Below are 24,053 nucleotides of genomic sequence, written 5' to 3' on the forward strand. Positions count from 1 at the left end.
GGAGACCGCCGGGCGTCACCTGAAGAAGGTCGTCCTCGAGCTGGGTGGGTCGGATCCGTACATTATCTTGGACACCGACGACGTCGAGGACGCCGCCCAGACCGCGTGGGCCACCCGGATGGAGAACACCGGCCAGGCCTGCAACTCCAACAAGCGGATGATCGTGATGGACGAGGTCTACGACGACTTCGTCGCCGCGCTGACCAAGCGCGCCGCCGCGATGCGCCCGCGCCAGCCCGGTGAGGACGCCGACGACACCTACTCCCCGATGGTCTCGCGCAAGGCCGCCGAGGCCCTGGCCGCGCAGGTCCAAGACGCCGTCGAGAAGGGTGCGACCCTGCACGCCGGCGGGACCCTGGGCGAGGGCGCCTACTTCGCCCCCGCGGTCCTGACCGGGGTCACCCCCGAGATGCGGGCCTACTCCGAGGAGCTGTTCGGACCGGTCGCGGTGGTCTACCGGGTGTCCAGCGACGAGGAGGCCGTGGAGCTGGCCAACGGCGTCGAGTTCGGCCTGGGCGGTGCGGTGTTCTCCACCGACGAGTCCCGCGCAATCGCGGTCGCCGGCCAGCTCGAGGTCGGCATGGCCAACGTCAACACCCCCGCCGGGGAAGGCGCCGACCTGCCCTTCGGCGGCACCAAGCGCTCCGGCTTCGGCCGCGAGCTCGGCCCCCTGGGCATCGACGAGTTCCTCAACAAGCGCCTCTTCTACGTCCAGCAGTGACGCGCAGCGTCAGTCCGCCTCCGGACGCGACATCCGGAGCCAGGGACGCTCGAGACTGAACGCCCGACCGGTCAGAACGGTGGGCTGCAGTTCGACGACGTCGTACTTCTCGTTGCCGACCCAGGGACGCAACGGGACGAGCTCCGCGCGGTGGGCCTCGTCCTCCTCCAGGAGGCGGGCCCGCCCGCGGACGATGACGCTGCGGGCCTCGTCGTCGCTGAACTCGTCCACCTCGAAGGCGACCGGCGACCCCAGCACGACGGCCAGCAGCTTCTCACCGGGCGCAGTGCGGAAGAGCAGCGTCCGTCCGTCGACCGCATAGTTGATCGGGACGATGTGCACCTCGTCGTCGAGCCGGAAGCCCAGCCGGCCGAGCTCATGGGTCTTCAGGAACGCCCAGCACTCGTCGTCATCGAGGCGGTGCACGCGGTCGTCGTACGTCTCTTCCATGCTGACCTCCATCGGACCAGGACCTTCGTACACCGTAATGCGTCGACAGCGGGGGAGTAAGGGCCAAAGGCCCGGGCATCGCGTCGTTCGCTGGGCGCCGATGCGTGGGACGATGCCTCATGACCTACGACCTGGGCCGTACACGGCACAGCGCCCATCCCGCGATCCAGGCAGTGCGCGCGGCGCGCGCTGCGGACGTACAGCTCCGGCTGGCCGATGCAATCACCCGATTCGCCGGCTCGATGCAGTTCGTCTACGTCCACGTCGTGCTGTTCGCGGCCTGGATGGTGTGGATGGAGCACAACCCCTGGCCGACGCTGACGCTCGTGGTGTCGCTCGAGGCCATCTTCTTGTCGACATTCGTGATGATCGGCCAGAACCGCCAAGCGGAGGTCGCCGCGGCGAAGGCCGACCACGACTTCGTCGAGCAGGAGCTGGAGCTGAAGACGAACACGGAACTGACCCGGGCCATCCACCACCTGACCACCGAGCTCCACCGCCGCCTCATCGACGAGCCCACGACCCCGGCTGAGGACCAGAGCCGGTAGCGCGTCGCCTCGGGAGACGAGAATCGCTCCGCGCGCCCGTTGCGTGAAGCGGGCGGCGGAGCGACGTCGATGTACTCCGTTACCCGCTGTCCGCGCGTCCATGCGCGATCACACCACCATTTTCAGGGATCCGGTCGCGAAGCGCCGGACGAGCGCGCATGTGTGCCGCGCCACCGGGTATTCCGGAGGGATGAACGCACCGCCTTCTCGGCTGGCCGAGCTCGGTGCGGGGCCCGGTGCACCGGACACCGGCCTCCTCACGGTCGCCTCGGTGCCTGCCTCTCACGTGTACGTACGCCACATCGCCGCCGAGCGACCCGACGGTGTCGTGCGGCTCCCGGACCCCGACCCCGACTCGCCGCAGCGCTCGACGGAGCAGCGATGGTGGCCGCCGGTCATGCTCGATCCCCACTGGATCGAGACCCACGACTTCGACGTCTTCCACGTCCAGTTCGGCTTCGACGCCTGGACGCCGAACGACCTGCGCCAGATCGTGGACGCCGTGCACGCGCGTGGTCGTGCGTTCGTCTACACGGCGCACGACCTGCGCAACCCCCATCACGACACCCGGGACCTGCACGATGCGCAGCTGGCCGTCCTGATGGAGCGCGCCGACGCGGTGGTGACGCTGACGCCCGGTGCCGCCGACGAGATCGCGTCGCGGTGGGGCGTCACGCCGATCGTTCTGCCCCATCCGCACGTCGTGGACGTCGAGACGATGGCGCGCCACGCGTCGACCGAGGCGTCCGCCGGGTCGTCTGGCGGGTCGGCGCCGTTCCGGGTCGGCCTGCACGTGAAGAGCCTGCGAGCGAGCATGGATCCGCTGGCCATCCTGCCCGCGCTGGTCGAGGCCGTGCGCCTGCTCCCGGACGCCGTGCTGCAGGTCAACGGTCACTGCGACGTCCTGCAGCCCGACGGTGCCCGCTACGACGCGGCCCTCTCGTCCTTCCTGCGGGACGCGCACGAGCGCGGTGAGCTCGAGCTCCGGGTCCACGACTTCCTCAGCGACGCCGATCTGTGGAGGTACCTGGCCTCCCTCGACGCCTCGGTGCTGCCGTACCGCTTCGGGACGCACTCGGGGTGGCTGGAGGCGTGCCTTGACCTCGGCACCGCGGTCGTCGCGCCGACGTGCGGCTACTACGCCGACCAGGGCCCGGTGCACTCGTACGTCCTCGACGAGAACCGGTTCGAGCCGGCGAGCCTGATCGATGCGGTGCACGCGGCGTACGACGTCGGCCCACAGCCCGCCCTCACGGTCGAGGAGCGCCGTGGGCAGCGCGCGACGGTGGCGGCGGCGCACCGCACTCTCTACCGGTCGCTGACATGAGCCGGCCCCTCAACGTCTGCCTCGTCGCATCGTCGAGGTTCCCGGTGAAGGAACCGTTCGTGGGTGGCCTGGAGGCCCACACCTACGCGCTGGCCGACGCGCTGGTGCGCCGCGGGCACCACGTCAGCCTGTTCGCAGCGCCGGGATCCGATCCTGCGCTGCGCGCCACCGAGCTGCCTCGGTCCACCTTCTCGGTCAGTCCCGCGGCGCGTGCCGACATCGGTGCCGGCCCGGAGGCGTGGATGGAGGAGCACCACGCCTACCTCGACCTCATGCTCGGCATCGCCCGGGGCCGGTACGGACCCTTCGACGTCGTGCACAACAACAGCCTGCACCACCTGCCGATCGCCATGAGCGAGGCGATCGACGTGCCGGTCGTGACGACGCTGCACACCCCGCCCGTGCCGTGGCTGGAGTCCGCCGTACGGTTCGCGGCGCCGAGCAGTAGCTTCGTCGCGGTGAGCGCCTGCATGGCGCGGGAATGGGCGCACGCCGTCGACGCCCAGGTCGTGCACAACGGCGTCGATCTCGACCGCTGGCGTCCCGGCCCCGGCGGCCGCGGCGCGGTCTGGTCGGGCCGCATCGTGCCCGAGAAGGCGCCGCACGAGGCCTTGGACGCGGCTGCCCGAGCCGGGGTCCCGATCGACCTCGTCGGTCCGCTGCACGACCCGGCGTACTTCGAGCGCGAGATCGTCCCGCGCCTCGGGGACTCCGCGCGCTATCTCGGGCACCTGGACGGGTGGGCGCTGCAACGGCTCCTCGGACAGGCCTCGGTCGCGGTGGTGACGCCGCAGTGGGACGAGCCGTTCGGACTGGTCGCCATCGAGGCGATGGCGTGCGGAACGCCGGTCGCGGCCTACGACCGCGGCGCGCTGCGCGAGATCGTGGACGAGCGGGCCGGCGTGCTGGTGCCGCCTGGGGACATCGACGCGCTGGCTGCGGCACTGGTCGCGGCGGCACGTCGCGACCGCGGGGACACACGCGAGCACGCGGTGCGGCACTTCTCGCTGGAGCGGATGGTGGCGGCCTACGAGGCGATCTACTGCCGCTCCGGGGGATTGGTCGACGCCGCGTGATCGGCTACTACGTCCACCATCACGGACGGGGACATCTCCACCGGGCGCTCGCCCTCGCGAGCGCCGCGACCGAGCCGGTCACGGGTCTCTCGTCGATGCCTCGACCTGCAGGGTGGCCCGGGGACTGGGTCCAGCTGCCACGCGACGACGACCAGGAGTCCCCGCGGGACGTGACGGCCGGCGGGGTCCTGCACTGGGCGCCGCTCGATGATCCGGGGGTACGCGGCCGCTGCGCCGCGCTCTCGGCGTGGCTGGAGCGCGCCCATCCACGCCTCGTGGTGGTCGACGTCTCGGTCGAGACGGCGCTGCTGGTCCGGTTGCACGGTGTCCCGGTCGTATCGGTGGTGATGCCCGGCCGTCGTACGGATGCCGCCCACCTCATGGGCTACCGCGCCTCCTCGGCCCTGGTGGCGTTCTCGTCCGAGCCGGCCGGCCGGCTCGTTCCCGGGCTGCCCACCGACATCGCGGATCGCGTGGTCAGCGTGGGGGCGGTGTCCCGCTTCCGTCCGGTGCCGGAGCGTCCGCGTCCCGCCGGCCACGCCGGGCACGTGGTCGTGCTGGACGGCAACGGCGGGGAGGCGCTGACCGGACTGGACGAGGAGTCACTGCGTCGACTCGCCCCCGGATGGCGCTGGACGGCCGTCGGAGGCACCCGCCGGTGGGTCCGTGACGTGGAGGCTGTGCTGAGGGCGGCCGACGTGGTCGTGACCCGCGCCGGTCAGAGCGGCCTTGCCGACGTCGCCGCTCACCGCGTGCCGGCCATCGTCGTCCCGGGGGAGCGGCCCTTCGACGAGCAGCGGGTGACCGCGGACCTGCTCCGTACCGGCGCGTGGCCGGCGATCGTGCTGCCGCAGTTCCCGCACCAGGGCTGGCCCGAGCTGCTCGATCGGGCGGCACGACTGGACGGACAGCGGTGGGGGTCCTGGTGCGACGGTCGCGCGGCCGAGCGGTTCGCCGCGGTGCTCGCAGGCGTCGGCTCCACCGAGGTGTGGTCGGCGTGACCCGCCGCGCGGCGGTGGTGACCATCGCGCACGGGCGCCACGAGCACCTGCGGCGTCAGATCCGATCGCTGCGTGCCGGAGGACCAGGCGGGGCTACGACGCCGCACGTGGTGGTCGCGATGGCCGACACGGAGCTGCTCGACACACACTGGGGTGAGGACGTCCACGTCGTGGCGATGGAGGCGGATCCGGCTGCGCTACCCCTGGCGGCCGCCCGCAACCTCGGCGCCCGCCGCGCGCTGGATCTCGGCGCGCACACCCTGGTCTTCCTCGACGTGGACTGCCTGGCCGGGCCCGGACTCGTCGCCGGCTATGGGGAGGTCGTGGCCCGGTGGCCCGACACCGTCTGGTCCGGCCCCGTCACCTACCTCCCGAGCGGGCTGGGCGAGACACAGCTGGCCCGGCCGGATCTCCTGGACGCTCCCCATCCGGCTCGTCCCGCGCCGCGGCCCGGCGAGGTCGTGCACGGGGCCGAGCCCCACCTGTTCTGGTCGCTGTCGTTCGGGCTGGATCGCGAGGCGTGGCTACGCAGCGGCGGGTTCTGCGAGCGCTATGTCGGCTACGGAGGAGAGGACACCGACTTCGGCCTCCAGGTCACGGCCTGCGGGCTCGACCTCGGTTGGGTCGGCGACGCGCGTGCCTACCACCAGTACCACCCGACCCAGAACCCGCCGGTCCAGCACCTGCACGACATCCTGCGCAACGGCGCGATCTTCCACGAGCGGTGGGGTCGTTGGCCCATGGAGGGCTGGCTGGAGGCCTTCGAGCGGCAGGGTCTGGTCGAGCGCGTCGGCGACGGCTGGCAGAGGCGCTGTGCGTTGACGCAGCCCTGAGCGGGGATACCGGGTGTGCGCCGTACCTCCGCCGCACCCTAGGAGAGCCCGTGAGCGACCATCCCCGGCTGCTGCAGACCGTCATCGACGCCACCGACATCCGTGCCCTCGCGGAGTTCTACCGCGAGCTCCTCGGGCTGACCTATCGGCCGGGGGACGCACCGCCGGTGGACGGGGCGGACGAGGCCGACTGGCTCGTGCTGACCGACGCGAGCGGCACGCCCCAGCTGGCCTTCCAGCAGGTCGACGACCTGGCGCCGACGACCTGGCCGGACCCTGCGGTCCCGATGCAGCTCCACCTCGACTGCGCGGTCCCCGACATCGCGGCACTGCAGCGCCACCGCGAGCGCGCCGAGAAGCTGGGCGCGACGCTGAGGCTGGACCGGACGAGCGACCCCGACGAGCCGCTCTACGTGCTCGCCGACCCGGCCGGTCACCCCTTCTGCATCTTCGTCGCCCCCTAGTGCGAAGGTCCCTGGAAGAAGCGGGCCGAAAGACTCCGGTGTCAGGGACCCCTCCAGGGGCAGGATGGGCGCATGAGCACCGCGGCCCCGATGGTGATGTTCTCCGCCCGGAGCTACGACCGCGAGTCGTTCGAGACCGCTCCTCGTGACCACCGGGTCGCCGTCGAGGTCCAGTACGTCGATGCCCGGCTGACGGTCGACACCGCGCCGCTCGCCGCGGGCGCGACGGCCGTCTGTGCGTTCGTCAACGACGACCTCGGTGCGCCGGTCCTGGAGCTCCTGGCCGCCGGGGGCACCACGATCGTCGCCCTGCGCAGCGCGGGCTTCAACCACGTCGACCTGGGGGCAGCAGCCCGCCTCGGGCTCACCGTGGTGCGTGTGCCGGCGTACTCGCCGCACGCGGTCGCCGAGCACACGCTGGCGCTCATCCTCGCCCTCAACCGCCACATCCCGCGCGCCTACAACGCGTGCGCGACGGCAACTTCGCCCTCGACGGCCTGGTCGGATCCGACCTCGCCGGCACGACCGCGACCGTCGTCGGCACGGGCCAGATCGGGGCCCTGGTCGCGCGCATGCTGTGGCACCTGCGCTGCCGCGTCCTTGCGGTCGACCCGTGTCCCGACGCAGGCCTCGTCGACCTCGGCATCGAGTACGTCGACCTGGCGGCCGGGCTGGCGCAGGCCGACCTCATCTCCCTCAACTGCCCGCTCACCACGGAGACCACGCACCTCATCGATGCCGAGTCGATCGCCACCCTGCGACCCGGAGTGATGGTGGTGAACACCGGCCGCGGGGCGCTGATAGACGCCACGGCAGCCATCACAGGGCTCACGTCGCACCGGATCGGCTCGCTCGCGCTCGACGTCTACGAGGAGGAGGAGGCCCTCTTCTTCGAGGACCGCAGCGACCAGCTGCTCGACGACGACGTGTTCGCCCGGCTGCTCACCTTGCCCAACGTGATCATCACCGCGCACCAGGCGTTCCTGACCCACGACGCGCTCGCCGCGATCGCCGAGACCACCCTGCGTAACGTCCGCGACGTCGTGTCCGGTCGTCCCTTCGACAACACGATCCGTTGAAAGGCCCGACGACCGATGACTAGTCTCCAAGAGCAAGCCGGCTCAGTCCCATCGATGGCAGGAGTAGCCCGCGTGACGATCAGTGAGCCCATGACGACGGGAGTGTCCGCGGAGCTGGTCCAGCGCCTCGCCCATCCCAGCGACGACGACGTCGCGGCGGTCGACGCCTGGTGGCGTGCAAACAACTACCTCACCGTCGGGCAGATCTACCTGCTCGACAACCCTCTGCTCAAGAAGCCGCTGAGCGCCGAGCACATCAAGCCCCGCCTCCTCGGCCACTGGGGCACGAGCCCGGGCCTCGGATTCATCTACGCGCACGCCTCGCGGCTGATCAAGGAGACCGGCCAGGAGATGGTCTACATGGCCGGCCCCGGCCATGGTGGCCCGACGATGTACGGCGCGGCCTACCTCGAGGGCACGTACACCGAGACCTACCCCGAGGTGACCGTCGACGAGCGCGGGATGCAGCGCCTCTTCCGGCAGTTCTCCGCACCCGGTGGGGTGCCCAGCCACGTCTCCGTCCCGACGCCGGGCTCGATCCATGAGGGCGGCGAGCTCGGCTACGTCCTGGTCCACGCCTTCGGGTCGGTGATGGACAACCCGGACCTGATCACCCTGGCGGTCGTCGGCGACGGCGAGGCCGAGACGGGCCCGCTGCAGGGCTCCTGGACCGGCATCTCCTTCCTCAACCCCGCCCGTGACGGCGCCGTCCTGCCGATCCTGCACCTCAACGGCGCGAAGATCTCCGGCCCCACGCTGCTCTCGCGCAAGGACCCGGAGGAGGTACGGGCCCTCTTCGCCGGGCACGGCTACGAGGTGATCGAGGTCTCCGGTGGTGATCTGCCCGGCATGCACCACCGCTTCGCCGAGGCCCTCGCCACCGCCTGGGCCACGATCAAGGAGATCCAGGCCGCCGCCCGCGGTGGCGACTGGAACGGCGCCCGCCCGCGCTGGCCGATGATCATCCTGCGCAGCCCGAAGGGCTGGACCGGTCCTGCCGTCGTGGACGGAGTCCAGATCGAGGGCACGTACCGCGCCCACCAGGTCCCGCTCTCCGGGGTCAAGGAGGACCCCGACCACCTGCGGATCCTCGAGGAGTGGATGCGGTCCTACCGGCCGGAGGAGCTCTTCGACGACCAGGGCGTGCCGACCGAGATCGTCACCCGGATCAGCCCCCAGGGCCGGTTGCGGATGACGGGCACCCCGCACGCCAACGGCGGCCTGCTGACCACCGACCTGGACCTCCCCGACTTCCGCGACCTGGCGATCCCGCTCGAGGCGCCCGGGAGGCTGCTGGCGGAGTCGACCCGCAAGCTTGGCGAGCTGATGCGCGATACGTACGAGCGCAACCCGCACACCTTCCGGCTCTTCTGTCCCGACGAGACCAACAGCAACCGCCTCGGCGCGGTCTTCGAGGTCACCGAGCGGGCCTTCGCCGAGCGGGTCGAGCCCACCGATGTGCGGATCTCGCGCTACGGGCGGGTCATGGAGATCCTTTCCGAGCACGCCTGCCACGGCTGGCTGGAGGGCTACACCCTCACCGGGCGGCACGGCTGGTTCGCCACGTACGAGGCCTTCGCGATGGTCTCGGCCTCGCAGACCGTGCAGCACCTCAAGTGGCTCCAGGAGGCCCACCACCTCCCGTGGCGGGCGCCGGTCCCGAGTCTCAACATCCTGCTCACCTCGACCGCCTGGCGCCAGGACCACAACGGTTTCACCCATCAGGGTCCCGGCCTGATCCAGAACGTCATCGCCCACCATGGCAGCGTCAGCCGGGTCTACCTCCCGCCGGACGCGAACACCCTGCTCTCGGTCGCCGACCACTGCATGCGCTCGCGCTCGAAGGTCAACGTCGTGGTCATCGACAAGCAGCCGCAGCTGCAGTGGATGACGATCGACGAGGCCGTCACGCACTGCGAGGTCGGTGGCGGCGTGTGGGAGTGGGCCGGCAACGAGGCGGCGGCGAAGGCCGCGGGCACCGACCCCGACATCGTGCTGGCGTGCGCGGGTGACGTCGTCTCGATGGAGACGGTGGCCGCGGCCGAGATCCTCAAGGTCAAGCTGCCCGAGCTGTCGACACGGGTCGTCAACGTGGTCAATCTGATGTCGCTGCCGCTGCAGAAGGTCCACCCCAACGGCATGGACGAGACCGTCTTCAGCGAGATCTTCACCGACCAGACCGACGTGCTGTTCGCCTTCCACGGCTACCCGGGCGCGGTCCACCAGATGATCCACGGCCGCCCCAACCCGGGCCGGTTCCACGTGCGCGGCTTCATCGAGGAGGGCACCACCACGACCCCGTTCGACATGGTCGTGCGCAACCGCGCCTCGCGCTATCACCTGGTGATCGACGCGCTGAACAACGCGAAGCGCATGCCCGCCGGCTCGGCCGACCTCAAGGCGTGGTGCGAGGCGCAGATCGAACGCCACAAGGCGTACGTCGTCGAGCACCTGCAGGACATGCCGCAGGTGCGTGACTGGAGCCTGGGCGACCTGGCCGCGGAAGCCTGAGCCAGCACCGTGGATGCGACGGTGGGCGCGCCGGTCACGCGGGCGGACTTCGACGCGGTCCTCTTCGACCTGGACGGCGTGCTCACCACGACGGCGATGCTGCACGAGAGCGCGTGGCGGTCGACCTTCGACGCGTTCCTCGATGACTGGGACGCCGCTCACGCCACCCACACCCATCGCTTCGGCGCCGACGACTACACCGCCCACGTCGACGGCAAGCCCCGCCAGGACGGCGTCCGCGACTTCCTGGCCGCTCGGGGGATCACGCTGCCGCTCGGCGCCCCCGAGGACCCGGCCTCGACCGCGACGGTCTGGGGACTGAGCAACCTCAAGCAGGAGCGCGTCCTCGCGGAGCTGTCCGCCGGTCTCGCGGAGGCGTTCCCCGGCTCGATCGCGTGGGTGCGCGAGCTACGCGCTGCTGGTCTGCGCACCGGCGTGGTGTCCAGCAGCCAGAACGCTGCGGCGATCATGGCGCAGGTCGGCATCACCAACCTGTTCGACGTCCGCATCGACGGCCAGACGGCGCTCGACGAAGGCATCCCCGGCAAGCCGGCACCCGACATGTTCCTGGCCGCCGCTGCGCGTCTCGGCGTGCCACCGGCGCGCTGTGTCGTGATCGAGGACGCGCTGGCCGGCGTCGCCTCGGCTCGGGCCGGCCGCTTCGGGCTCATCATCGGCGTCGACCGCGCCGGCCACCGCGAGGAGCTCCTCGCCGCGGGCGCGGACGTCGTCGTCGACGACCTGAGCGCCCTCCTGGCCGACGTCACGGCCGGGGTCCACCGAGCGGGCCCACGCGCGCACCGTCTCCAGGCGGCGGCTCGCCGGATCCTGGCGGCCAGCACCGAGGACCTGATCGATCCCTGGCGCCTGGTCGAACGCGACCCCTCGCCGGCCGACGCCGGACGGACCGAGTCGCTCTTCGCGGTCTCCAACGGCTACCTCGGCATCCGTGGCGCGCACGAGGAGGGCGCGCCGGCGTACAGGCCCGCGACCCTGCTCAACGGCTTCCACGAGACCTGGCCGATCGTCTATCCCGAGGCGGCCTTTGGGCTCGCAGAGAACGGACAGACGATCGTGCCGGTCCCCGACGGCACCGGGATCCAGCTCCTCGTGGACGAGGAGGCCGTGGGGCTGGCGAGCACCGAGGTGGTCGCGTACGAGCGTGCGCTCGACATGGCCACCGGCACCCTGACGCGCAGCATCACCTATCAGCTGCCGCGTGGCGGTCGGGTGCGGATCGACTCCGAGCGGTTCGCGTCGCTGGCCCACCGCCACCTCGCCTGTCTGCGCTACCGGGTGACCGTGCTGGAGGAGCCCGGCCCGAGCGGGCCGATCGACCTGGTGCTCTCCTCCGAGCTGGTCCGGGATGCGCCCAGCATCGGCGACACCGGGGTCGACCCGCGGCGCACCCGCTCGCTCGGCGAGGACGTGCTGCGCCACGAGGGCGACCGGGTCGCGGGCGTCCATGTCGTCCGCACGTACGGGACCGCCCGCAGCGCGCTCGGGCTCGCCGCGGCGATGGACCACACCTTCGACGCCGACGACCTGACACACCTGCGCACGCAGGTGGAGGGTGACCGTGCGTTGGTGACCTTCGCGGTGCACGCGGTGCCCGGGCGCAGCGTGACGCTGACGAAGTGGCTCGCGTACCACTTCGGCGCTGTCGGCTCGGAGACTCTCGCGGACCGCGCCGAGACGACGCTGGACCGCGCGATCGCGGCCGGCTACGACGCAGCGCTCGCGCAGCACCGGCGCGAGGTGAGCGCCTTCTGGACGGTGAGTGACGTGGAGTGGGTCGGCTCCCGGGCCGCGCAGCAGGCGCTGCGCTTCGGGCTGTTCTCGATGCTGCAGGGGAGCGCGCGCTGCGAGGGTCACGGCGTCCCGGCCAAGGGCCTGACCGGCACCGGGTACGAGGGGCACTACTTCTGGGACACCGAGACCTACCTCCTGCCGTTCCTCATCCACAGCCGTCCCGAGATCGCACGCAGCCTGCTGATGCAGCGCATCGACGCGCTGCCCGCGGCCCGGGTCCGCGCCGGGCAGGTGGCGTGCGACGGCGCGCTCTTCCCGTGGCGCACCATCAACGGCTCGGAGGCCTCGCCCTACTACGCAGCGGGCACCGCGCAATACCACATCAACGCCGACATCTCCTACGCCCTGATGCAGTACGTCGAGCTCACCGGCGACCGTGAGCTGCTCTACCGCCACGGTGCCGAGCTGCTCGTCGAGACCGCCCGGATGTGGCTCAGTCTCGGATTCTTCTCCGAGCGCTCGGGCGGCGAGTTCGTCATCCACGGCGTCACCGGTCCCGACGAGTACTCCACCGTCGTCGACAACAACCTCTTCACCAACCTGATGGCCGCCGAGAACCTGCGCGCCGCCGCGGAGGCCGTCACCGAGCTGCGTGAGAACGACGCCAGCCTCTACGAGCGGCTGCGCGAGCGCATCGGGCTGCTCGTGGAGGAGCCGGACGTGTGGCGCCGCGCGGCGGCGAGGATGCACGTTCCGTACGACGAGCGTGCGGGTGTGCACGCCCAGGACGACGGCTTCCTCGACCGTGAGCCGTGGGACTGGGCGGGCACGCCCCCGGAGAAGTATCCGCTGCTGCTCAGCCACCACCCGCTGGTGATCTACCGCCACCAGGTGATCAAGCAGGCAGACGTGGTGCTCGCGACCGTGCTGCTGCCCGAGCGGTTCACCGTCGAGGAGCGCCGCCGGATCTTCGATCACTACGACGCGCTGACCACCGGCGACTCGTCGCTCTCCGAGTGCATCCAGGCGATCGCGGCCGCCGATGCCGGCAAGTACCGAAGCGCGGAGGAGTACTTCGTCGATGCCCTCGCCGTCGACCTGTCCGACACGGCCGGCAACCTGCCCGACGGGATCCATCTCGCCTCCGCGGCCGGCACCTGGATGGCCGTGGTCTACGGCTTCGGCGGCTACCGCTGGCGGACCCGCGAGTTCGCCCCGTTGCTGCCCACGCGTGCGCAGCGGATCCGCTTCTCGCTGACCCTGGCCGGCTCGGTGCTCGAGGTGACGATCGAGCCCACCTCGGTGACGTACACGCTGCGCAGCGGCGAGCCCCTCACCGCTCGCCACCACGGCCGGGAGTTCACCGTCACGGTCGCTGCGCCGGTCTCCTTCCCCGGTCAGTACCGCACCCACGACGGCGCGCCCGCCGCGCTCGCGGTCTAACGGCGGACGCCGCGCTCGTACGCGGCGAGGGAGATCCGATGGTTGGCGTGTGCGGTGACGGTGCCGCCCGCCGTGAGCTCGCCCCGTCCTGCGATCAGGTTGTGGCGCAGCACCCCGCGGGCGCCGGCGGCGAGGTTGACGAACGTCCCCGAGCCGAGCCGATTGACCAGGGTGTTGTGGACGACGCGCAGGGTGTGGGACGGCTGGGTCAGTCCTTCCGCGCCGTAGGAGACGAGCGCGGAGTTCTGTGAGTGCGGGCCCTGGATGATGACGTTGTCCTTGATCAGGGAGCGGCCGCCGTTGGGCAGGTCGATGGAGTAGCTGGCGGAGGCGTCGCCGTCGGTGATCCGGTTGCCGACGATGGTGTTGCGAGCCGCCCGCGACTTGAGCTCGTGCCCCACGTCCGCGGAAGCCAGGTAGCTGCGGGTGACGGTGAGCGAGCGGACCTCCCCGATGTAGAGGTTGTGCGTGTAGCCGTCACCGGCCCCGTTGGCCACGAACCGGGTCCGCCGGATGACGATGTCGCTGTCCGGGTCCGCGCCGCTGAGCAGGCCGTCCTGGTTGCCACGGAAGACGCTGCGGGTGAGGGTCAGCCCGGTGCCCTCCTGCCGGATCCCCGCGCCGTTCCCGTCCGGGACGACGGCTCCGCTGAACGCGATCCGGTCCACCCGGGCGCGGTCGCCGGCGATCACCCAGATCGCCTTGCCCTCGGCGCTTCGGCCGGCGGCCTGCAGCCGCGCCTTCCCGCCCGCGCCGCGCAGTGTCAGGTCGTCCTGGGTCCACACCGCCACGTCGCCGACGTACGTCCCGGCGTCGATGAGCACGGTGTCGCCGTCGCGCGCGACCGCCGCCGCGGCGCTGGGCGTGGCGAGGGCGCGATGCGGTCCGACGCGCCACGTGTGGTGCCCCGGCGCCGCTGCGGCGGGGACGTTGAGCGCGCCGGCCACGGGCAGAAGGAGGCTCACGGCGGCGATCCACCGGCGTCGGCGGGCGGGAGCGGGGCTGGTGAACATGGGCACTCGGACATTGTGCGCGATCGTCGCGTAAGGTGACTGCGCCAGTCGTACTCCACTCGTGGGGTCAGGGAACCCGGTGAGAATCCGGGACTGACGCGCAGCGGTATGGGTGACGGGCGGAGCACGTAGCGATACAGCCACTGGATCGAGTCTGATCTGGGAAGGCGCCCCGTCCGGTCGATCCCGAGTCCGAAGACCTGCTGGCCCAGGCGACGCCCGTCGCCCGGTCATCGCGGACCCCGCGCACGGGTCCCAGGCCCGAAGGACCCGGCAGGTGCCCACCCCATCGCGTGTACGCGCGGACCGCTGCCCCGGCGCGCTGCGCCCCTGGCCGGCCGACGACGGCATGCTCGTCCGGCTGCGCCTCATCGGTGGCCGCGTCGCCTCGAGCCAGCTGCGCGCCGTCGCCGAGGTCGCCGAGACGTACGGCGACGGGCACGTGCACCTCACCTCGCGCGCCAACCTGCAGGTACGTGGACTGCCCGGCCGCGACGGCGCGCTGGCTCCCGAGGCGCTCACCGCGCTGGCAGCCACCGGGCTGATCCCGGCTCCCAGCCACGAGCTGGTCCGCAACGTGCTCGTCTCGCCGCAGAGCGGACTCGACGGCGCGAGCGGCGGCGGCCGCGCCGACCTGCGTCCGATCGCCGCGGAGCTCGACCGGCTGCTGTGTGCCGAGCCGGTGCTCGCCGCCCTTCCGGGGCGCTTCCTGTTCGTCCTCGACGACGGGCGCGGTGATCTGGTCGCCCGCCCGTGCGACCTGGGCCTGGCCGTCCTGGACGCCGAGACCGCGCAGCTGCGGATCGGCGACGGCTGGGGACCGCTGACGCCCCTCGACACCGCCGCCGACACGATCGTCGCACTCGCGATCATGTTCGGCTGGAGGCGTGGCGAGGGCCCCGAGGCGCCGTGGCACGTCGGCGAGCTGTCCGAACCGCTGCTGCCGCCCACCCCAGCCGATCCGCGCCTGCCCACCGAGCGCGACCCGCTGCCGTACGGGCACGTGCCCGGCGGGCGCCACGTCGAGATCCCCGGCGGCCTCCTCGACCGCTCCTTGGTCGATGAGCTCACCGCCGCCGCTCCCACCCTCATCGTCACGCCCTGGCGTGGCGTGCTGATCCCGCAGGAGAACCGATGACGATCCAGCGCCCACCCCGCCGCTACGAGTACGTCGACAGCGGGCCCGCCATCTACGTCGACTCCTTCGCCACCATCCGGCGTGAGGCGGATCTGTCGCGGGTGCCCGCGGACGCCGAACGGCTCGCGGTCCGGATGATCCACGGCAGCGGCCAGGTCGACCTGGCCGACGACCTCGTCGTGCACCCGAGGATCGTCGCGGCGGCCCGCGGCGCGCTGGAGGCCGGCGCTCCGATCCTGTGCGACGCCACCATGGTCGCCACCGGCGTCACGAGGACACGGCTCCCCAAGGACAACGACGTGCTGTGCCTGCTGAACGACCCGCGCGTCCCGGAGCTGGCGCGGTCGATGGGCACGACCCGTACGGCCGCCGCGGTCTCGCTGTGGGCGCCGCTCCTGGAGGGCGCGGTCGTGGCGATCGGCAACGCTCCGACGGCGCTGTTCCACCTGCTCGAGATGATCCTCGACGGGGGACCGCGCCCGGCCGCGATCGTCGGCTGTCCGGTCGGCTTCATCGGCGCCGCCGAGTCCAAGCAGGCGCTCGTCGACCTCGCCGCCGAACACGGCATCGACATCCCGTACGTCACCGTGCGGGGCCGCCGGGGCGGCTCGGCGATGACCTCCTCGGCACTCAACGCGCTCGCCCAGGAGGTCGAGTGATGCGGGGCGGCTTCACCGTGGTCGGGATCGGCCCGGGCGACCCGGAGCTCATCACGATCAAGGCCGCCCGCCTCATCGGCGCGGCCGACGTGGTCGCCTTCCACGCCGGGGTGCGCAAGCAGTCGCACGCGCGCCGGATCGCGGCCGACCTCATCCCGGCCGGCGCGCTCGAGGAAGAGCTGCGCTACCCGGTCACCACGGGGACCACCGACCACCCGGGCGGCTATGTCGGTGCGCTGGCCGACTTCTACGAGGAGTGCGCCACGAGGCTCGGCGCGCACCTCGACGCGGGCCGCGACGTGGTCCTGCTGGCCGAGGGCGACCCCCTGTTCTACGGCTCCTCGATGTACCTGCACGATCGTTTCAAGGAGCGCTACCCGAGCGCCGTGGTCCCGGGCGTGCCCGCCTTCGCCGCCGCCACGGCGACGATCGCCGGCGCGGCGGGCCCGCTGGTGCGGCAGAGCGACGTGCTCACCGTCCTGGCCGGCACCCTGCCCGAGCCCGAGCTGGCCAGGCGCCTGGCCGACACCGACGGCGCGGTCATCATGAAGCTCGGCCGCACCTTCCCCGCCGTGCGCGCCGCGCTCGCCGCCGCCGGCCGGCTCGAGGGCGCCTGGTACGTCGAGCGTGCCTCCCAGCCCGAGGAGCGCTGGCTCCCGGTGGCCGAGGTCGACCCGGACTCGGTGCCGTACTTCTCCCTGATCGTGGTGCCCGGCGACAGCGGGCAGCAGACGAGCGCCGAACGGCTGCGAGCGGGGCTCGACACGTCCGGCGATACCGGTCGGGTGGCGAACGCGGGCGAGCGCATCGAGACCCCCGGGACCTCCGCCGAGGTCCTCGTAGTCGGCCTCGGCCCGGGGCCGGACGGCTGGCTGACGCCCGAGGCCGCCGAGGCGCTGGCCGGCGTCGACCACGTCGTGGGCTACGCGCCGTACGTCGCGCGCGTCCCGCAGCGGGCGGGACTCCAGCGGCACGCCTCGGGCAACACCGTCGAGGTCGACCGGGCCCGGCATGCCCTCGAGCTGGCGCGGTGCGGCGAGCGGGTCGCGGTGGTCTCCGGTGGCGACGCCGGCGTCTTCGGGATGGCGTCGGCCGTCTTCGAAGCCGCCGAGGACCCCGCGTACCGCGACGTGGCGGTCCGCGTCCTGCCGGGGGTCAGCGCCGTCCAAGCGGTCGCCGCCCGCGCCGGCGCGCCGATCGGCGCCGACTTCGCGGTGGTCTCCCTCTCGGACCGGCTCAAGCCCTGGTCGGTGGTCGAGGACCGGCTGCGCGCGATCGCGCAGGCCGACCTGGTGCTGGCGATCTACAACCCCCGCTCACGCTCGCGCACCACCCAGGTCGCCGAGATGCAGCAGCTGCTGCTCGAGCACAGGAAGCCGGACACGGTCGTCGTCGTGGGCCGCGACGTCGGGCGCGCCGAGGAGTCGCTGACCGTGACGACGCTCGCCGGGCTGGACCCGGAGTCGATCGACATGAAGTGCCTGCTCATCGTGGGCGCCTCGTCCACCCGCGTCACCGGATCAGGGCAGGTCTGGACGCCGAGGTTCGTCCGATGAGCAGCGCGCAGGTCTGTTTCGTCGGCGGCGGCCCGGGTGCGGCCGACCTGCTGACCGTACGGGCGACGCGTCTGCTGGCAGAGGCCGACGTGGTGCTCTATCCCGGCACCTACCTCGATCCCGAGGTGCTGGCGCACTGCAGCCCGGACGCGGAGCTGGTCGACACCCAGGACCTGGACCTGGATGCCATGGTCGTCGTGATGGTGGCCGCCGTCGCCGCGGGCCGATCAGTGGTCCGGCTGACCTCCGGCGACCCGTCGCTCTACTCGGCCCTGACCGAGCAGACCCGACGCCTGGACCTGGCCGGCGTGCCGTGGTCGGTCACCCCGGGCGTACCCGCCTACGCCGCCGCAGCGGCCCGGATCGGCAGCGAGTTGACCGTGCCGTTGGTGGCGCAGTCGGTCGTGCTCACCCGCACCCAGGCGCGGTCCACCGCCATGCCGGACACGGAGACGCTCGCCGCCTTCGCCGCCACCCGCGCGACGCTGGTCCTGCACCTGGCGATCACCCGGGTGCGCGAGCTGATGGACGAGATCGTGGGGGAGTACGGCGCCGACTGCCCGGTCGTGGTCGTCCACCGCGCCAGCCAGCCCGGTGAGCTGACCCTGCGCGGCACGGTCGGCACCATCGCCGACCTGGTCGACAGCGCGCGCCTGCGTCAGGCGGCGGTCATCCTCGTCGGTCGCGCCCTGGCGCGCGACGGTGGCGAGTCCTACCTCTACGACGCGGCCCGCGACAGGAGCGCCAAGCGATGAACGACCTCTACGACGTGATCAACCGGCGTCGCGACACCCGCCGTGAGTTCACCGGCGCGCCCATCGCGCCGGAGGTGCTCGAGCGGGTGCTGTCCGCGGCACACTGCGCGCCCAGCGTCGGGATGAGCCAGCCGTGGGACTTCGTGCTGGTCCGCTCGCCGCGGACCCTGGAGGCCTTCGCCGCCCACGTGGGCACCGAGCGCGACGCCTTCGGCGCGACGCTGTCGGGTGAGAGGGCGCAGACCTTCGACCGGATCAAGGTCGAGGGGATCCGCGAGTCCGGGCTCGGCATCGTGGTCGGCTACGACCCGACCCGCGGCGGCCCCCACGTGCTCGGCCGGCATGCGATCGCGGATGCCGGGCTCTATTCGGCGGTCTGTGCCATCCAGAACCTCTGGCTCGCCGCCACCGCGGAGGGCCTCGGCGTCGGCTGGGTCTCGTTCTACCGCGAGGAGTTCCTGCGCTCCCTGGTCGGGCTTCCGGAGCACGTACGGCCGGTGGCCTGGCTCTGCGTCGGCCACGTCTCCGAGCTGCCCGAGGTGCCGGACCTGGAGCGGTACGGCTGGCGGCACCGCTCACCGCTCGCCTCGGTCCTGCACGAGGAGACGTACGGCGTGCCCGTAGCCTGAGCCCGTCATGATCACCGTGCGCGGCCACACCGTCCCCGACGCCGAGCTGGCGTGGAAGTTCTCCCGTGCGTCCGGCCCGGGCGGGCAGCATGTCAACACCACCGACACGCGGGTCCAGCTGACCTATGACCTCGCCGCGTCCGACGTCTTCCCGGAGGCGCTCAAGCAGCGCCTGCTCGCGCGACTCGGCGAGCAGGTCGTGGTGGTCGCCTCCGAGCACCGATCCCAGCATCGCAACCGGCAGGCGGCCGAGGAGCGGCTGGCGGCAGTGCTCGGCGACGCGCTCAAGCCGCCGCCCGCGCGACGCGTGCCGACCAAGCCGTCGAAGGGCTCGCAGCGCCGTCGGGTGGATGCGAAGAAGCGCCGCTCGGAGACCAAGCGGTTGCGTGGTCGACCGACCGACTGACCCGCCGTCGCCCGACGGATCTGACAGTCCGCTGACAGTGTCGGCGTGGATTCCGGATCGACGCCGCCGGGCACGTACGGTCTTGCTCGCCCGTCCCGCGCCCGACCCGGAATGCCTTGTCTGTGAACCACTTCGTCTCGGTCGTCCGACGCCGTCTGATCGCCGGCCTCGCCACCCTCGTGGTCCTCGCCGCGACCTGCGCCCTCGTCTCCGGAGGCGACCTGCAGGCGGCCGGCACGCTGCTGCGCCCGGAGATCGCGACGGTCACCGTCAACGGCGTCCACGTGCGCGCGCGCAACGGCGGCGAGAGCACCGTCGCTCTGTGCCCGCGCGACACGACGATCGCGGCACGCCTGCGTGACCGCCGCACGAAGCTGCCCAAGGGCCGGAGCGACTACGCGGTCTACTGGCAGAGCGCGCGGAGCCCCGAGTGGCACGACCAGCGCGGCACGACCGGCCCGGCGGGGCGCATCCATCCCGTGCACCTGGCCCAGCGCCTGAGCGCGTTCGAGGTGAGCGGCGACGGCTTCAGCCACGTCTTCCACGTCCGCTACCGGCGCTGCGCCGCCACCGTCAGCGACATCACCACCTCCACGCCGTACGGTGTGCGCGGCGAGCGGCGTCCGTACGTGCGCGTCACCGGCACCCTGCACGCCCAGCGCAGCGACGGGACCACGCGGGTCTTCGGCGGCGGCCGGGTCGTCGTGCGCGACGCACGCTCCACGAAGGTCCTCACCACCCGCCAGACGAGCGCCGACGGCACGTTCGCGGCCGTGGTGCCGGTGACGGCCTCGACCCGGCTCGCGATCACGCCGGTGGCCGGTCCGGGCGTCTCGACGGCCCACCCGGTCACCTACGGGCGGACGTGGCGGCTGCGCACGGCGCTGAGCGCGCACATCGCCGTGCCGGCGTGGATGCGGCGACACGTGAGGTACACCCCGAGCGTGTCCTTCTCGCCGCGGCTCGACCGCTATACGGGCAACTTCGCCGACCCGACCGTGATCCGCATGGGGAAGCGCTACTACGCCGCCGCGACGACGAGCTCGAACCTCAACCTGCCCGTGCTGACCAGCACGAACCTGCGGGCGTGGCGACCGCGCGAGGCGCTGCCGAACTACTACGACTACACCAGCTGGCCGCACTACAACGACGCGCTCCCGTCCGCGCCGCGGTGGGCCGCGCGCACCCACACCCGGGAGAACGTCAAGCGGATCTCGCAGTGGGCGCCCTCGCTGGCCCGGCTCGGGAAGCACCGCTACCTCGCGGCGTTCAGCGCGGCGACGCGTGCCACCGCGGGACAGCACCGGCACTCGTGCATCGGGCTCGCGGTCGCGTCCGGTCCGGCAGGTCCGTACTGGCCGCTCGCCCGGCCGCTGCTGTGCGACCCCACGACCTTCTTCGGTGTGATCGACCCGAACATCTTCGTCGACCCGCGCACCCATCACGTCTATCTGACGTGGGCCGCGGAGGGGATCCCGCACCATCGCAAGGGCCGACTGGCGATGCGTCGGCTCAACGACCGGGGGACCGGCTGGGCGCGCGGCAGCCGCCGGCACGACCTGCTCACCTTCACGCAGCGGTGGGAGAGCGTGATCGTGGAGAACCCCTCGATGATCCGCTACCGAGGCACGCTCTACCTCTTCTACTCGGCGAACCACTTCAGCACCAGCCGTTATGCGACCGGCTACGCGATCTGCCGTACGCCCGCCGGGCCCTGCACCAAGCCGCGGCGTGGGCCGCTACTCGCCAGCAGGGGCCGGATCGCCGGTCCGGGCGGTGCGTCAGCCTTCACCGACGCGCGCGGCCGGCTGCGGTTGGCGTACGCCGCCTGGCAGCGCGGTCACGTCGGCACCGGCGGGCGCCGGCTCCACATCGCCACGCTGGCGCGCAGCACGCGCCACCACACGCTGAGCGTTCGGAGGATGTCTCAGTAGATCCCGTGCGTGCCACGCGTTGCGGCTGCGCCGAGGGGGAACCGAGGGGGACAGCCCGACGAGAGGGGGATCCCGTGGCCCGACCGTCGGGTGGTTCCGGTGATGTGGTCGCGCCGAAGGGCGCTCGCTCCGAGCCGGCGTTGGAGGAGGCGTACGAGCGTCTGCTCGACGAAGGGCACGAGCGCCTCGACCGGCCGTTGCTGCCGCTGCTGTCCACCGGCCTGCTCGGTGGCGTGGACGTCGGGATCGGTGTGCTCATCTACCTCGTGGTGGAGGCGAAGACCGGCAATCCGCTGCTGGCGTCGATGGCGTTCCCCATCGGATTCGCGGCCCTGCTGCTCGCCAGCAGCGAGTTGTTCACCGAGAACTTCCTGGTGCCGGTGACTGCCGTGGTCGCCAAGGTCGGCACGCTCACGCAGCTGATCAGGCTGTGGGTGGTGACCCTGGTGGCCAACCTCGTCGCGGGTCTCGCGATGGCGGCGATGACCGTGGTGGCGCTGCCCGAGGTGCGTGCGGTCGCGGTCGAGGCCGGATCTCACTATGCCCACCTCGGGATCTCCTGGCGATCGTTCTTCCTCGCCGTGCTGGCCGGCGCGGTGATCACCCTGCTGACCCGCATGCAGCACGCCACCGACAACCTCGGCGTGCGGCTGGTGGCGGCGGTGCTCATGTCGTTCGTGCTCGTCGGCGCCCAGCTCTTCCACTCCGTGCTGGACTCGATCCTGATGTTCGCCGGGCTTCTCACCGGCGATGCCGACTACGGCTATCTCGACTGGCTGCAGGCCTTGGGGTGGGCGACGTTCGGCAACCTGATCGGCGGGCTCGTCCTCGTCACGGGCATCCGTCTCCTGCGGGTGCCGCACCGGGTGGCCGAGAGCCGGGCGGAGAACGACGACGACTGAGTGGTGTCAGTGGTCCTCGCCCCAGTTGGCGACGATCACCGCGACCGGCGCCAACACGGCGGCGAACACCGACATCACGACGGCCGCGGTCGTCGACCACAGCCGCACGACGTTCCACGCCAGCACGATCAGGACCACACACGTGCCCATCAGGACGACGTACCAGCGCCGGCGCACGCGCAGGCGCTCGCTCTGCGCCCGCCGCACGCCGGTGACGGTGTAGGACCGCCGCGCTCGTGCCATCCGTCCACGATGGCACGAGCGTCAAGCGGTCAGGCCCGGCGCGATCAGGCCTTGTGAGCGAGGGCCTTCGTACCGGCCGCGGTGACGGTGTAGGCGACGTGCTTGTGCAGGTAGCGGTTGGTGCCGGTGATCCGGACGCCGCCGGCGATGGACCGGGTGCTGAAGTCCTTCGCCCCGATGGCCCTGTTCGCGAGCTTGGCACCCCGCTTGGCCGCGGTGCGGATGGCGTCCGCCGTCACGGCGTGGTGGTGCGCGCGTCGGGTCGCCTGCTTGGCGACCTGGGTCGCCGCGCCCTTCACCGCACGCGGCAGGTCCGCGAGGAAGGAGCCCTCGGTGAACAGCTGCATCGTGATGGTGCTCGCGGCCGACGGCAGCGTGACCTGCTGGGGCCCGTAGGTGAATCCGGCGGTGTCGGTCTCTGTCGCCGTCACCACCGTGAAGGCGGTGCAGACGCCGTCGGCGTCGATCGTCATGCTGACCGACCCGGAGTTCGCGTCATCCTTCAGGTCCTTCTGCACGAAGGAGTACGTCGTCGACCCGTCCGCGGCGACGGTCTTCGACGGGGTTCCGGTCACCCGCGTCCGAGCCGGATCGACGGCCTGCGCCAGCAGCAGATCGGGGGCGGCGCCCGCGATGACGCTGTCGCGTGCCGGATCCCGGAGATCGAGGCTGCGGTCCGGCACGAAGATCCAGGTGGCGTGCGGCTTCTTGACCGCCCTGAGCGACCGCATGACCACGCGCGGGGTGCCGAGGGTGCTGAGCGGCATGTAGGTCCCCGAGTGCTGGGCCTCGAGCATCGTGTAGTCGTCGACGTTCACCGAGCCCCGGTCGACCGCGTAGATCGCCTTGATGCTGACGCTCGGGCTGCCCTTCGCGGCGTCGGTGCCCTGAGCGACCCAGCCGCCCGTGGCCGCTCCGGCGGTGGGCGCCTCGGCGGCCTTCAGCGCATTGACGAGCTCGGTGGTGCTGATCGTCGTCGTCGCGGTGTCCGCGTACGCGCCGACGGGGACGAGAGCTGCGCCGAGAGCCAGGGCGGGGACGGCGAGCAGGGCGGAGCGGTACGAGCGCATGGTGGGACTCCGGAGGAAGGGCCGTCGGGACGTGCGTGTCCCGTCTGGCGTGGAGGTCAGGATGCTAGACGGTGAGCGCCAGGTTTGGATCAGGGTCGATCGGGCACTGGGTCCTCGCCCGTTACGCACGTGGCACAACACGCCGAGCGCCCCAGCGACCCCGAAGTCGCGGGGCGCTCGTGTGCGTCGGGGCACGGAGAGGGGCGCTAGCCCGCGGCGAGGACGGCCTTCGTGCCCGTACGGGCGTGGGCGCGTGTTGGTGAGGCGTCGGAACGGGGCACCTGCATCGCAGCCTCGCGAAAGGAGCGCACGATCATGCCGCACGGCGACATCGAGACCTTCCACCAGGACGACAGGTGGCACAACCGCGTCGAGGGGACCACGGAGGTCTTCGGCTCGCACGACCGCAAGGAGGACGCGGTCGCCGAAGGACGCGATCGGGCCCGTGACCTGAAGGTCGAGCACATCATCCGCAACCTCGACGGCACGATCGGGGAGCGCAGCACCCACGGTCACGACCCGCGCGACATCCGCGGTTGAGGG

23 protein-coding genes, 1 pseudogene and 1 riboswitch are annotated in these 24,053 nt (G+C 71.9%); of the genes and pseudogenes, 20 read left to right on the top strand and 4 right to left on the bottom strand.

All coding sequences use genetic code 11. From position 1 onward, the window contains the following. A partial coding sequence (locus tag KSO98_RS17490) for an aldehyde dehydrogenase family protein (RefSeq protein WP_225287026.1) occupies nucleotides 1-721 on the top strand: 721 nt, incomplete at its 5' end. A 9-nt stretch (nucleotides 722-730) separates the two neighbouring features. On the opposite strand, the gene KSO98_RS17495 is transcribed toward KSO98_RS17490, so the two are convergent. Beyond that, nucleotides 731-1,171, bottom strand: a complete 441-nt coding sequence (locus KSO98_RS17495; protein WP_225287027.1) for a pyridoxamine 5'-phosphate oxidase family protein — start codon at nucleotides 1,169-1,171, stop codon at nucleotides 731-733. Between the two features lie 119 nt (nucleotides 1,172-1,290). Between KSO98_RS17495 and KSO98_RS17500 the strand changes: the two genes are divergently transcribed. The 10 genes and pseudogenes from KSO98_RS17500 to KSO98_RS17545 all read left to right on the top strand — a co-directional run bounded on the left by KSO98_RS17500 (nucleotide 1,291) and on the right by KSO98_RS17545 (nucleotide 13,205). Next, nucleotides 1,291-1,719 carry a DUF1003 domain-containing protein gene (locus tag KSO98_RS17500; protein WP_225287028.1) on the top strand — a complete coding sequence of 143 codons (429 nt, stop codon included), beginning with the start codon at nucleotides 1,291-1,293 and terminating at the stop codon, nucleotides 1,717-1,719. A 190-nt stretch (nucleotides 1,720-1,909) separates the two neighbouring features. Next, nucleotides 1,910-3,046, top strand: coding sequence for a glycosyltransferase (locus KSO98_RS17505; RefSeq protein WP_225287029.1), 1,137 nt, complete (start codon nucleotides 1,910-1,912; stop codon nucleotides 3,044-3,046). A gap of 59 nt (nucleotides 3,047-3,105) precedes the next feature. Beyond that, nucleotides 3,106-4,122, top strand: coding sequence for a glycosyltransferase (locus KSO98_RS17510; RefSeq protein ID WP_225287030.1), 1,017 nt, complete (start codon nucleotides 3,106-3,108; stop codon nucleotides 4,120-4,122). A 95-nt stretch (nucleotides 4,123-4,217) separates the two neighbouring features. After that, the gene (locus KSO98_RS17515; protein WP_225287031.1) at nucleotides 4,218-5,123 is read left to right on the top strand and encodes a glycosyltransferase; all 906 of its coding nucleotides are present in this window, start codon (nucleotides 4,218-4,220) and stop codon (nucleotides 5,121-5,123) included. Next, nucleotides 5,120-5,956, top strand: coding sequence for a glycosyltransferase family 2 protein (locus KSO98_RS17520; RefSeq protein WP_225287032.1), 837 nt, complete (start codon nucleotides 5,120-5,122; stop codon nucleotides 5,954-5,956). The genes KSO98_RS17515 and KSO98_RS17520 overlap by 4 nt, the downstream gene beginning before the upstream one ends. A 50-nt stretch (nucleotides 5,957-6,006) precedes the next feature. After that, complete coding sequence (locus KSO98_RS17525) at nucleotides 6,007-6,420, top strand: VOC family protein (RefSeq protein WP_225287033.1); 414 nt, start codon at nucleotides 6,007-6,009, stop codon at nucleotides 6,418-6,420. A gap of 96 nt (nucleotides 6,421-6,516) precedes the next feature. Then, nucleotides 6,517-6,954 (top strand): annotated as a pseudogene (locus KSO98_RS19080) (Rossmann-fold NAD(P)-binding domain-containing protein); the annotation flags it as partial. Then, nucleotides 6,888-7,499, top strand: a complete 612-nt coding sequence (locus tag KSO98_RS17535; protein WP_225287034.1) for an NAD(P)-dependent oxidoreductase — start codon at nucleotides 6,888-6,890, stop codon at nucleotides 7,497-7,499. The pseudogene KSO98_RS19080 and the gene KSO98_RS17535, both read left to right, overlap by 67 nt. 90 nt (nucleotides 7,500-7,589) lie before the next feature. Continuing rightward, nucleotides 7,590-10,010: a phosphoketolase family protein gene (locus tag KSO98_RS17540; protein WP_225287036.1), complete on the top strand. Its 2,421-nt coding sequence runs from the start codon at nucleotides 7,590-7,592 to the stop codon at nucleotides 10,008-10,010. Nucleotides 10,011-10,031: 21 nt separating this feature from the next. Further along, nucleotides 10,032-13,205 (top strand): HAD-IA family hydrolase, encoded by a 3,174-nt coding sequence (locus KSO98_RS17545; protein WP_225287037.1) that lies wholly within the window; start codon nucleotides 10,032-10,034, stop codon nucleotides 13,203-13,205. Here KSO98_RS17545 and KSO98_RS17550 read toward each other — a convergent pair. Next, nucleotides 13,202-14,170 carry a right-handed parallel beta-helix repeat-containing protein gene (locus KSO98_RS17550; RefSeq protein ID WP_225287038.1) on the bottom strand — a complete coding sequence of 323 codons (969 nt, stop codon included), beginning with the start codon at nucleotides 14,168-14,170 and terminating at the stop codon, nucleotides 13,202-13,204. The genes KSO98_RS17545 and KSO98_RS17550 overlap by 4 nt on opposite strands. Nucleotides 14,171-14,246: 76 nt before the next feature. Further along, nucleotides 14,247-14,440: riboswitch (cobalamin riboswitch) on the top strand. A gap of 55 nt (nucleotides 14,441-14,495) precedes the next feature. Between KSO98_RS17550 and KSO98_RS17555 the strand changes: the two genes are divergently transcribed. From KSO98_RS17555 to KSO98_RS17590, 8 genes are all read left to right on the top strand, one after another. Continuing rightward, the gene (locus KSO98_RS17555) at nucleotides 14,496-15,356 is read left to right on the top strand and encodes a ferredoxin-like domain-containing protein (RefSeq protein WP_225287039.1); all 861 of its coding nucleotides are present in this window, start codon (nucleotides 14,496-14,498) and stop codon (nucleotides 15,354-15,356) included. Further along, a complete protein-coding gene (locus tag KSO98_RS17560; protein ID WP_225287040.1) occupies nucleotides 15,353-16,015 on the top strand; it encodes a precorrin-8X methylmutase in 663 nt (220 codons plus the stop codon). Before KSO98_RS17555 ends, KSO98_RS17560 begins: the two co-directional genes overlap by 4 nt. Continuing rightward, nucleotides 16,015-17,571 carry a precorrin-3B C(17)-methyltransferase gene (cobJ, locus tag KSO98_RS17565; RefSeq protein ID WP_225287041.1) on the top strand — a complete coding sequence of 519 codons (1,557 nt, stop codon included), beginning with the start codon at nucleotides 16,015-16,017 and terminating at the stop codon, nucleotides 17,569-17,571. The genes KSO98_RS17560 and cobJ overlap by 1 nt, the downstream gene beginning before the upstream one ends. Next, nucleotides 17,568-18,326, top strand: coding sequence for a cobalt-precorrin-4/precorrin-4 C(11)-methyltransferase (locus KSO98_RS17570; protein WP_225287042.1), 759 nt, complete (start codon nucleotides 17,568-17,570; stop codon nucleotides 18,324-18,326). The genes cobJ and KSO98_RS17570 overlap by 4 nt, the downstream gene beginning before the upstream one ends. Then, nucleotides 18,323-18,955 carry a 5,6-dimethylbenzimidazole synthase gene (gene bluB / locus KSO98_RS17575; protein ID WP_225287043.1) on the top strand — a complete coding sequence of 211 codons (633 nt, stop codon included), beginning with the start codon at nucleotides 18,323-18,325 and terminating at the stop codon, nucleotides 18,953-18,955. Before KSO98_RS17570 ends, bluB begins: the two co-directional genes overlap by 4 nt. Nucleotides 18,956-18,962: 7 nt before the next feature. Then, nucleotides 18,963-19,361 (top strand): alternative ribosome rescue aminoacyl-tRNA hydrolase ArfB, encoded by a 399-nt coding sequence (arfB, locus tag KSO98_RS17580; protein ID WP_225287044.1) that lies wholly within the window; start codon nucleotides 18,963-18,965, stop codon nucleotides 19,359-19,361. Nucleotides 19,362-19,483: 122 nt separating this feature from the next. Next, on the top strand, nucleotides 19,484-21,295 hold the full coding sequence (locus KSO98_RS19005) for a glycoside hydrolase family 43 protein (RefSeq protein ID WP_225287046.1): 1,812 nt from the start codon (nucleotides 19,484-19,486) through the stop codon (nucleotides 21,293-21,295). A 74-nt stretch (nucleotides 21,296-21,369) separates the two neighbouring features. Continuing rightward, nucleotides 21,370-22,197 (top strand): formate/nitrite transporter family protein, encoded by an 828-nt coding sequence (locus tag KSO98_RS17590; RefSeq protein ID WP_225287047.1) that lies wholly within the window; start codon nucleotides 21,370-21,372, stop codon nucleotides 22,195-22,197. A gap of 6 nt (nucleotides 22,198-22,203) precedes the next feature. Here the strand turns inward: KSO98_RS17590 and KSO98_RS17595 are convergent, their stop codons facing one another. Both KSO98_RS17595 and KSO98_RS17600 read right to left on the bottom strand, forming a co-directional pair. Further along, the gene (locus KSO98_RS17595; RefSeq protein WP_225287048.1) at nucleotides 22,204-22,440 is read right to left on the bottom strand and encodes a DUF3099 domain-containing protein; all 237 of its coding nucleotides are present in this window, start codon (nucleotides 22,438-22,440) and stop codon (nucleotides 22,204-22,206) included. A gap of 44 nt (nucleotides 22,441-22,484) precedes the next feature. Next, nucleotides 22,485-23,510 (bottom strand): hypothetical protein, encoded by a 1,026-nt coding sequence (locus KSO98_RS17600; protein ID WP_225287049.1) that lies wholly within the window; start codon nucleotides 23,508-23,510, stop codon nucleotides 22,485-22,487. Nucleotides 23,511-23,825: 315 nt separating this feature from the next. Here KSO98_RS17600 and KSO98_RS17605 point away from each other — a divergent pair, with 315 nt between their 5' ends. After that, on the top strand, nucleotides 23,826-24,050 hold the full coding sequence (locus KSO98_RS17605; protein WP_225287050.1) for a DUF2188 domain-containing protein: 225 nt from the start codon (nucleotides 23,826-23,828) through the stop codon (nucleotides 24,048-24,050). The last annotated feature ends 3 nt before the right edge of the window (nucleotides 24,051-24,053 follow it).

This window comes from Nocardioides nematodiphilus, assembly GCF_020216525.1.
Classification (GTDB): Bacteria; Actinomycetota; Actinomycetes; order Propionibacteriales; family Nocardioidaceae; genus Nocardioides; species Nocardioides nematodiphilus.